Origin of the sequence: Amycolatopsis sp. NPDC059235 (assembly GCF_042754125.1) — a bacterium.
GTDB classification, from domain to species: Bacteria; Actinomycetota; Actinomycetes; order Mycobacteriales; family Pseudonocardiaceae; genus Amycolatopsis; species Amycolatopsis albidoflava.
In genome coordinates, this window is sequence record NZ_JBHZAG010000027.1 from 94,747 (window position 1) to 103,871 (window position 9,125).

General features: G+C 69.0%; 7 protein-coding genes. 4 read left to right on the forward strand and 3 right to left on the reverse strand.

The window, feature by feature from the left end; all coding sequences use genetic code 11:
• Positions 1 to 5: 5 nt before the first annotated feature.
• Entirely contained in the window at positions 6 to 503 is a 498-nt protein-coding gene (locus ACFXI3_RS19755; RefSeq protein WP_378401045.1) for a DUF2993 domain-containing protein, read from the reverse strand.
• Positions 504 to 1,548: 1,045 nt separating this feature from the next.
• On the opposite strand from ACFXI3_RS19755, the gene ACFXI3_RS19760 reads away from it, so the two are divergent.
• From ACFXI3_RS19760 to ACFXI3_RS19770, 3 genes are read left to right on the forward strand one after another with little or no spacing between them, the layout of a single operon-like run.
• A complete protein-coding gene (locus tag ACFXI3_RS19760) occupies positions 1,549 to 2,172 on the forward strand; it encodes a pentapeptide repeat-containing protein (RefSeq protein WP_378401047.1) in 624 nt (207 codons plus the stop codon).
• Positions 2,173 to 2,221: 49 nt separating this feature from the next.
• Entirely contained in the window at positions 2,222 to 2,821 is a 600-nt protein-coding gene (locus ACFXI3_RS19765; RefSeq protein ID WP_378401049.1) for a sulfite oxidase-like oxidoreductase, read from the forward strand.
• Complete coding sequence (locus ACFXI3_RS19770; protein WP_378401051.1) at positions 2,791 to 3,534, forward strand: ferredoxin reductase; 744 nt, start codon at positions 2,791 to 2,793, stop codon at positions 3,532 to 3,534. Before ACFXI3_RS19765 ends, ACFXI3_RS19770 begins: the two co-directional genes overlap by 31 nt.
• Before the next feature lie 13 nt (positions 3,535 to 3,547).
• On the opposite strand, the gene ACFXI3_RS19775 is transcribed toward ACFXI3_RS19770, so the two are convergent.
• Together ACFXI3_RS19775 and ACFXI3_RS19780 are read right to left on the reverse strand one after the other, a co-directional pair.
• Positions 3,548 to 6,223 (reverse strand): LuxR C-terminal-related transcriptional regulator, encoded by a 2,676-nt coding sequence (locus tag ACFXI3_RS19775; protein ID WP_378401053.1) that lies wholly within the window; start codon positions 6,221 to 6,223, stop codon positions 3,548 to 3,550.
• A complete protein-coding gene (locus ACFXI3_RS19780) occupies positions 6,220 to 7,362 on the reverse strand; it encodes a molecular chaperone DnaK (protein WP_378401055.1) in 1,143 nt (380 codons plus the stop codon). Before ACFXI3_RS19780 ends, ACFXI3_RS19775 begins: the two co-directional genes overlap by 4 nt.
• 304 nt (positions 7,363 to 7,666) lie before the next feature.
• Between ACFXI3_RS19780 and ACFXI3_RS19785 the strand changes: the two genes are divergently transcribed.
• Positions 7,667 to 8,983 carry an IniB N-terminal domain-containing protein gene (locus ACFXI3_RS19785; RefSeq protein ID WP_378401057.1) on the forward strand — a complete coding sequence of 439 codons (1,317 nt, stop codon included), beginning with the start codon at positions 7,667 to 7,669 and terminating at the stop codon, positions 8,981 to 8,983.
• Positions 8,984 to 9,125: the final 142 nt, after the last annotated feature.

Below are 9,125 nucleotides of genomic sequence, written 5' to 3' on the forward strand. Positions count from 1 at the left end.
CCGGTTCAGGGGAGGGACCGTGATCCGAATCCGGGAAGTGTCAGTGTCATTGCCGCTGTCGTTAGCCAGGTCAGCATGTCCGACAAGGGAATCCGGGCGAGCCGTCCGGGCCATTCGTCGGCTGCGATCGTCAGCGCGAGCTCGTCTTCGTCCGATCGGATTCCGGTCAGCCGCAACCCTTTCGGCAGATCCGGGAGCGGAAGCACGATCGGCCGGATCCGCTTCGGGGGACGCCTCGCCCATCGTCCGAGACGGAGCGCGGTCGGGGTCAGCACTATTGCGTCGTCTGCGATGTCTGCGACGAAGGTCAAATGTCCCCAGTGCGGATGCTTTCGCCAGCGCACCCGAATACCTTCCGGATGCGGCGTCGCGATCAGATCGGGACGTGCCGCGGCAACCCGATCCCGCACCACCGCCCCGCTCATTTCGATCTCGAGTTCGACAGATCCGGGAATCACCGCTGGCGAAGGCAATCCTCGAAGCCGTACGTCCTTGGCGAGCACGGTTACGCGGCGCAGCGAAATGCGGTCGACGTCTGACTGCGCAGGCGTGTCGGCAGCTGGCCGGCTTGCCGACCCTGCTTCGCGGCTGGTGGACGGTCGCCCGGAGTTCCGCCGAGAAGTCGGTTGCTCAGGTTCGTGCGGTTCCGCGTTTGGTGCGTCAGGTGCCGAGCTGGGGTTCCGCGCTGCGACACCTGGTGTGGCTTTCGAGATTCGGCGATCGCGTTGCGCCTGAACAGAATCCGACGATGCCGTGTTCTCTCGTGGACCGGATGGGCGTGCGGCAGTTCGGTCGTCGCCGGGCAGTTCGATGCGGGCAGACGCAAGACCAGCCGTGTCCGGCGAGCCGTTCGTGTTCCTCGGCTTGTCGGCGGGAAGTCGCGTGCCCTTCCCCGCAGGCACACCGAATGCACCCGCGGTGGTCGGGGCCTTCGTTTCGCCACGCGCGTTCGACGCTGCTGCAGCCGCTCCGGATCGAGACGAGCCAGCAGTGCCGCCAAGGCTGCCGACGCCGTGCTCAACGGGGGCCGCCGAACTGCTCGGAACTGGCCAGTCGACGTCTTCCGCGACAATGCGGACGTCTCCCACCCGACCGGTGGCCAGGCGAAGCGAATCCGCCGGGTAATCGAGTTCGGTGAGGGTCAGGCCGACTTCGTGGCCTTGCACGGTGGTCGTGAGGCGACGGCCCACCAGTTGCTCGGTGACAGTTCGGGCGAGCGCGGCCGGGGTCGCGGGCACGGCGGGCAGCAATGCCCGGCCCGCGGCGGCCAAGCCCGACAGTTCGGGCCAAGGCACCCAGGCATCGAACCATCGGCCTTCGCTCATCCGGCCATCGTATGGCTGTCCTGAGGAGACCGCTCCTCGCTGTGGCATGGGCCGCGTAACAGAGCGGAAGGAGCCGACCACGCAACCGCCCGGGCGACAGGCGGCACAGCACATGCAGCGGTCCCGGCGTTCCTGGCCATCACCAGCCGGAATCCGATGGCGACGAGACGCTTCACGTCGCGTCCGGCACCCGTCCGGCAGGGGAGCCAACTAGGCTTGGCGAATGCCTGAACACGACCCGGAGCCGCCCGCCGCCGAGATGGTCGAGGATCGCGTCTACCGGCGGGAAGACTGGTACGCGGAGGAGTTCACGGCGCGGCGGTTCGTGCGTTGTGAGTTCCACCAGGTCGATCTCACCGAGGCCGTCACGCGCGGTGTCACCTTCCTGGACTGTGTGTTCGGGAACGTCCAGTTCAACGCTTCGCGGCACACCGACTCGGCGTTCACCGGATGCGTGTTCAAGGGGTGCAACCTATTCGACGCCGAGTTCACCGGATGCAAGCTGGTCGGCAGCCGATTCCAGGACTGTGACCTGCGGCCGTTGCGCGTAACGGGCGGAGACTGGTCTTTCGTCGGATTAAACGGTGCCGACCTGCGTGGAGTCACGTTCCAGGGTGTCCGGATGCGCGAAGCGGACCTCACGAAGGCGAAATGCTCAGGGGCGGTGTTCACCGACGTGGATCTGTCCGGGGCGGAACTGCGGGACATCGACGTCACGCGCGCTGAGCTGCGGGGGAGCGATCTGTCGTCGCTTGACCTGACTCGTGCGTCGCTGGCTGGCGCGATCGTGTCCCCGGAGCAGGCAGCGGTGCTCGTCACGTCGCTCGGGTTGCGGGTGCGCGGGTAGTCTCGCGTCCAAGGGGCGGAGCTGCCAGGTATGTCCGGAAGGGAGCGCGATGGGAGTCGTCACGCCAGGCTTCACCGGACGCGCCCGTGGGGCTAGCCCGCGGTTGCCGCCAGGGCAGTATCTCGCCGAAGACTTCCCGGTTCTCTCGGCCGGGCCGACCCCTCGGGTGAGCACCGAGCGGTGGGAGTTCGCGGTGGTGACCGAAAGAGGCGAACGCCGCTCGTGGTCGTGGTCGGAACTGATGGCGCTGCCCAGCGAGAAGATCACGGTCGACATCCACTGCGTCACTCAATGGTCCAAATTGGACACTCGTTGGCGCGGAGTCCCAGTAGACGCGCTTGTCGGGGACCTCGATACCGCCGCTGATTACGTCATGGCACATTCCTACGGCGGCTACACCACAAACCTCCCGCTTGCCGACCTGCTCGGCGGGCAAGCGTGGATCGCCTACGAGTACGGCGGCAAGCCGCTCACCCCGGAACACGGTGGGCCCGCCCGGCTGCTGGTGCCGCACCTCTATTTCTGGAAGTCCGCGAAATGGGTGCGCGAGCTGCGACTCGCGACGAAGGACGACCCAGGCTTCTGGGAGACGGCCGGCTACCACGACTACGGAGATCCATGGCGAGAACAGCGGTATCAGGGCGACTAGCGTGGCGCGTCGCCCGGCTCGCGGAGATCCGGCAGGAGACGCCGACCGCGCGCACGCTGGTCTTCGACATCCCCGGGTGGCCTGGCCATCTCGCGGGACAGCACGTCGACGTTCGTCTCACTGCAGCTGACGGCTACACCGCGCAACGCAGCTACTCGCTCGCGACACCGTCGAACGGAGATCGAATCGAGCTGACCGTGCAGCGCGTAGCCGACGGCGAGGTATCCGAACACCTGACCGGCCCTTACGCGGTCGGAGACCCGGTCGAGATCCGCGGCCCGATCGGCGGCTGGTTCGTATGGCGTCCCACCGATTCGGCCCCGGTGCTGCTCGTCGCGGGTGGCGCAGGCATCGTCCCGCTGATGTCGATGATCCGGGCTCGTCGCGAAGCTGGCAGCAAAGCGCTGTTTCGGCTGGTCTATTCGCTGCGCACCCCGGCGGAGCTGTACTACGCCGAGGAACTTCGCCGTCCGTACGCAGGCTTGGATATCTCCTACGTTTACACCCGAGAGCTTCCTGAAGGCCTCTCCGGTATTCCGCGGCGCATCGACGTTGCCACGTTGAATACCGCCGTATGGCCAGCTGAATTCGGTGCCACCACGTACATTTGCGGGCCGACCGGGTTTGTCGAAACCGCTGCGGACATCATGCTCGCACTGGGACATTCGCCGCAGTCGATCCGGACCGAACGTTTCGGCCCCAGCCGGGACTGAGGCCGTCCGCGAGTCAATGCACGGTCGGTTTGGCGAGCAGCTCACGCAGGGTCGCGAGGAGCTCGCGACGGTCTGTGGCACCGAGTTTTCCGCGGATGCGGGCCATGTGGTGTTCGACGGTCTTGCCGGAGATGAAGAGTTTGCTGCCAGCTTGTTTGTAGGTCAGGCCGTCGACCACTAAGCGGGCGACCTCCAGTTCTCGTTCGCTCAGTGCGCTCAATCCGGTCGCCGCGCCCGGCGTCGGGGTGGAGGATTCAAGGCGTCCAGTTGTGCCTTGGAACTGCCGAGCCGCTTCGAGGAGCTGGACCATCGCCTTGCGGTCCGACGTGCGAATCGCGGCTTGGCCGGCCAGTCGGGCAGCGTCCCAGCACAGGTCCAGTTCGTGAAGTTCCGCGGCCGCTGCGGAGATTTCGCCCGGATCGAACGTGCCGCTGAGCACGGCAAGCCAGCACCCGGCGGCGCGGGCGAGCGCGGCCGGATAGCGACCGCAGTCCGCGAAGCGGTTCAGCGCAGCCAGTTGCCTTTCCGCTGTGGCTCGGTCTTCGGTGGTGATCGCGGCGTGCAGTTCGTGCCAGCACAGCGAGACTGTCCACAAAGGAGGATTGCCGAGACGGTCCAGCATGGCGTGAGCGCGCTCCAGCCGCCGGGACAGCTTGGCGTGCGCACCGGTCCGAGCGGCTGCGATTGCCAGTTCTCCCAACGGCAACAGAGTGAACAAGTCCACTTGCTGACGCATGGATGCCTGATACGCCCGCTCCCATGACTGTTGCAGCCCGACCAGATCGCTCGCCCGTCGGGCGAGGCCGAGTTCCAGTGTGGCGAAGAACAGTTCGTCGCGGGCTTCAAGTTTGGTGCCAGCAACGGCGTCTCGGTGTTCAGTCGCGGCAGCGAGATGGCCGCCGGTCATCGCGACCCAACCAAGCAGCAGCCGGTGCCGGGTGGCGAGCAGGTCGCCGCCGACGCTGCTGGCCAGTGCTCGTTCCAACACTGATTCGGCGAGCGCCAGTTCGCCAGCATGCAGACCAGCGAGTGCGGCGAGCGCGGCCGGACTGTCCGGAAGCGGCGCACCGCCGACCGCTGGTTCGAGCATCGCCGCGGCACCGACGAGTGTCGGGAGCGCCTCTGTGCCGCAACCGAACACCGATTCCACGATCCCGCTTGCTGTTCGCGCCGCGGCACCGGTGAACAACGTCGGCGCGACGCCCGGCATCGGGACGGTGGCGACAGCTTGGCCGTCGGTGGCCTGGCCGGTTCCGACAAGGGCGATCGTGGCGAACGCATCCACCGCGCCAGGGCCCACCCAGCGATAGGTTTCGCCATTTGGTTGGGGCGACGTCGGGAAAGAGGCATTCCCGTTGGGAACGTATGCGATTGGTGTCGGCGAAGCGGGATCGGCTGGAGCTTCGGCCGCGTTCGTGCGGTGAGGGAGCGCAGAGGCTTGAGGGTGCGACGAATTGGCTGCCGTCGGGTGGTTTGCGTCCTCATTGCTCGGTGCTGCGGCATCGGGATTTTCGGTGCCTGCCGGGGTGGAGCCGCTGGCGTTGGACACCAACGTGGCTGCGTGTTGACGAGACCAGTTGTCCGTGGCCGCAGCCCAGCGGTACAGCTCTGCGGTTCGAGCCAGTTCGCCGCGGTGGGCTAGGACTGTCGCGGCGATCTCCGCACCGGCGGCTCGTGCCTCGGGGTCTTCGCCAGACAACATGCCGTCGCCTAGGCGAAGGGCGGTGTCCAGATCCCCGGACAGTGCGGCGGCGCGAGCCCAGCCGGTGGTAGTCGCGGAGTCGCGGGCACCGGCTTCCGCTGCGGCTTCGAAGAGGCGTGCGGCGTGCTTTGGATCGGTGGGGAGCGCTTCGCTTGCTGCGGTCGCGAACGCGGTTGCTGCGGAGGCACCGGAGCTGCCGGCATCGAGGAGCGAGGTCGCGAGGTCAAGTACGGGCAGGCCGCGGGTCAGCTGCGCTTCCACGAGTTGTTGCAAAACCGCCAGGCGACGGGCACGCGGCCCGTAAGCACGGACTGCTTCGGCGGCGGCAGGCAGGAGGATGTCTTCGGCGTCGAGGAGGCCGGTAGCGCGGGCTCCGTCGACGACTTCGGGCAGTTCGTCCGGTGTGCGCTCCAATAAGGAACAGAGCAGATCGAGGTTGCGAGCCGCGCCGGCTTCGGCGGCGATGAGGTAGCGGAGGACGTCGTCGTCGAGGGCGGCCAGCTCAGCGCGGAAGTCGGCGAGGCGGGCGGTTACGACGCGTTCTACGAGGCGCGGGACACCGCCGGTGTTGGCATGCAGGGCGGAGGCATCCGCGGTGCGGCCGGTGAGTTGTTTCGCGAGCTTGCCGACTTCGTCGACGGTCAGCGGCGGCAGCAGCAGCGTTTCGCCGAGCGCCCGCAATGCCTGCGCGCGGGGGTTTGGACGGTGTGCCACCACGAGCGGTCCCTCTTTGGCGGCAGCGAGCATGGTGAGCCTGGTCAGGTCTTCGTCGTCGAGCTGGTCGGCGTCGTCGATGACGGTGGCCTCGACGCCCGCCTCGCGATAGCTGCGGTCGAGGGCACCCAGCAACGCAGTCTTGCCGTAACCGCCTGGGGCCACGACGACGAGCCGGACTGGGGCCGCGGGGGTGTCGGCGAGTTGTTCAAGGAGGCGGCGGGCTGCGGGGTGGACGGCGTCGTTGCCGGTTTTCGCCAGCAGTGCGTTCAACAGTGACCTTCACCGGAGGGAGCTGTGGCTGGGTGGGCGCACGAACTCAGGACAGGGGGACGGGGAGAAGCGGGTTCCTTGTCCGCGGTCGCTTCGTGAGACGTGAGGACCGCGATCAGGATCGAGGAGCTGATCGCCAGGACCGCTGCCGCGGCGGCGAGCGGTCGCCAGCGACGCATCAGTTTGGCAGCGCCTTCGGGCTCCGGCAGCGTGAATGGAGTGATCTCCACCGGCGGCCGCTCGGGTCTGTCCGGAAGTTCGGGTTCTCGGTCGACTCGCGGCAGCAAGGTGGTTTCGGGGGCGGGGGCTTCCCGTCGCGCGAGGGGCCTCGTCCGTTGGCTGGCGAGGATCCCGGCGCCGATGGCGGCCGTATCCGCGGGCTGAGGGCCGGTGAAGAACGGGCAGGGCAGGCGTCCAGGGCGGGCGCCCTGGACGGGTTCGCCGCAGAACACGATGCCGGCCAGCGACTCTGGGGTGACGTTGGCCGCCTGCGCGAGACCGAACGCGGTCGTGATCGCGGCACCTGGGGCGACGCCTTCCGTGCTGGTCCGGGCGATCCATCCGCTGGCTCCCGAAGCGGTCGCCAAAGTGACCGCGACGCCGTCCGGGCCGAACTCGCACACTGCGGCCGTCCGGTCGCCCGCGCCGGGCTCCGGAAGGTGGGCGTAGAGCGCGGCGACCGCGCTGGGAACGAGGGTGACCGCGTTGAAACCGGACTCCGCGAGCGACTGGCGGAGTAGATCGCGCCGGTAACCGCCCCAGTCACCAGGGTGGGTGACGACGAGCTGTCGCGGTGGTCCGCCGGTCTGGCTGGCCGCGACGTCGGCGATGCCTTCGACGAAGACCGTCGTCAGGGATTCCGGCGTGAAGGGTTCGCTGCCGATGAATACCGGAACGTCGTCGCCGACGCGGCGGTGGAAGCCGGTGATCAGCCGGGACGGCACGGCGGCACCGGCTTGCGTGGCGGCATCGCCGGTGAGCAGGTAACCCTCGTCGTCGAGGAAGAGCGCGGTTGCGGTCGCCGGGGAGGTCTCGCCGAGCCACAACGGCTCGGGATCGTCCCATCGGTCACCTTGCCTGCGGCGGAGCGCGGCGTGGGTCCGGGCAGCGCCGAGGTCGATGCCGAGCACGTAGGGCACCGCCGCTTCCTCCCTTCGTCGCAGTCAGGGTTCGGCCAAGGGGCGTAACTCACTGAACGGATACGCATCCTCACCCGTTCGGGTCAGACGGGCAAGAGTGGGGTGGGATTTAACCCAACCGGGTTCCGCGTGTCCGATCCCCTAACTCCCTAACGATCTCATATCGACCCCCTAACGGCTGAGCGAGGCGCGACTGGGTGTAAACCCCGATGTGAGCGGGGGTGCCCCGTCCCTACCTTGGGCGCCACGCCCGGCCGGGGAGGGCCGGGCATTCCCCGTAATCACGACAAGTGGAGATCCCCCAATGGATTCGGTGCAGACTCTGCACGACTTCACGCTCACCTTGCTCCAAGACCCGTCCGCGCTCGCCGCTTTCGGCCAGGACCCGCAGGCCGCGCTGGCCGCTGCTGGGCTGGGCGACATCAGCGCCGCCGACGTGAACGAGGTCGCGCCGCTGGTGCTCGACTACGTCCCGGTGGACCACCTGGCCTCTCTTGGCCACCTGCCCCAGGCGGGCGACCTGACCACTGCGCTCGGCGACGGTCCGCAGGGTGCGATCGAGCAGCTGCAGGCGCTCACCTCTTCGCTCGGCGGTGCGGCCGCGTCCGCGGGTGCGCCTCAGCTGCCGGGCCTCGGCGAGCTGCCGGCGGTGCCGGGCTTGGGTGAGCTGCCCGGCCTCGGCGAGCTGCCGGGCGCGGGTGCGCTGCCGGCCGTCGGCGACCTGCCCGGTGTCGGCGAACTGCCGGTCGTCAGCGACGTGGCTGGCGCTTCGGCGCTGCCCGCGACCGGTGACCTGCCGGGCCTCGGCGAGCTGCCGCAGGTGCCGGGTCTGGGCGAGCTCCCGGGCGTTGGCCAGCTGCCTGGCCTGGGCGAGCTGCCGGGTGCCGGTGCTCTTCCGGGCGTCGGCGCGCTGCCCGGTGTCGGTGACGTCGCCAGCGCTGTTCCGGCGCTGCCGGTCGCCGGCGAGCTGCCGTCGGTTCCGGCTGTGCCGGGTCTTCCGGCGGCTCCGGCCCTGCCCGCGGTTCCGGGCGTCGGCGACGTGCAGAACGCTGCCGCGTCCGTCACCGCGCTGGTGCAGAACCCGACCAGTGCACTCGCCCTGGGCAACGACCTGGCCAGCGGGCTGGACTCCAGCGCCGTCGCGCAGGCGAGCGGACAGGCGGCCGCCGCGGCTGACGGTGCCGTCTCGCAGGTGCAGCACGTCGGCGGCGAGCTCGCCGCGGCGTCGCCGGTCAACGTCGGCGACCTGCCGGTCGCGAACTCCGGCGCGCAGGTCGCCGACCACGCGACCGAGGCCGGCGGCGGCATTGCCGGGCACGTCAGCGACGCTGTCGGGACTGTCACTGACAACGTCGGCAGCCTGAGCAACACGCTCAGCGCCGATGGCCTGAACCACGCGGTCAACGGTGTGACCCAGCAGGCGCACTCGCTCATGTCGCACGGCGACGCCGAGCGCTCCGACGCCGCGACCGAGACGCACACCGGGACCGACGCCGGCGTCGGCATGGTGCACGACACCGTCTCGACGGTTTCCGACCTCGGGCACCAGGGCCTCGGCCTTGACCTGCACGGCGGTGCGGAGACCTCGCACGGCGGCGGTGAGCTGCACATTTCCCTCTGAGCAAGGGTAATTCGGGAGTGGGGGCGCGGGGGGGGGGGGGGCGCCCGGGGGCCGGCGCGGGGCCGGCGCCCCCCGCAGCGCGTCCTTGCCTCCCGCCTCGATCACCACCGGGGTCAGCGTGTTCGCGGCGGCGGCCATGATC

Bases quoted from the DNA above. Each gene is read 5' to 3' on its own strand.
- ACFXI3_RS19765 (WP_378401049.1), top strand. From the start codon at position 2,222: ATGGGAGTCGTCACGCCAGGCTTCACCGGACGCGCCCGTGGGGCTAGC.
- ACFXI3_RS19760 (WP_378401047.1), top strand. From the start codon at position 1,549: ATGCCTGAACACGACCCGGAGCCGCCCGCCGCCGAGATGGTCGAGGAT.
- ACFXI3_RS19770 (WP_378401051.1), top strand. From the start codon at position 2,791: ATGGCGAGAACAGCGGTATCAGGGCGACTAGCGTGGCGCGTCGCCCGG.
- ACFXI3_RS19785 (WP_378401057.1), top strand. From the start codon at position 7,667: ATGGATTCGGTGCAGACTCTGCACGACTTCACGCTCACCTTGCTCCAA.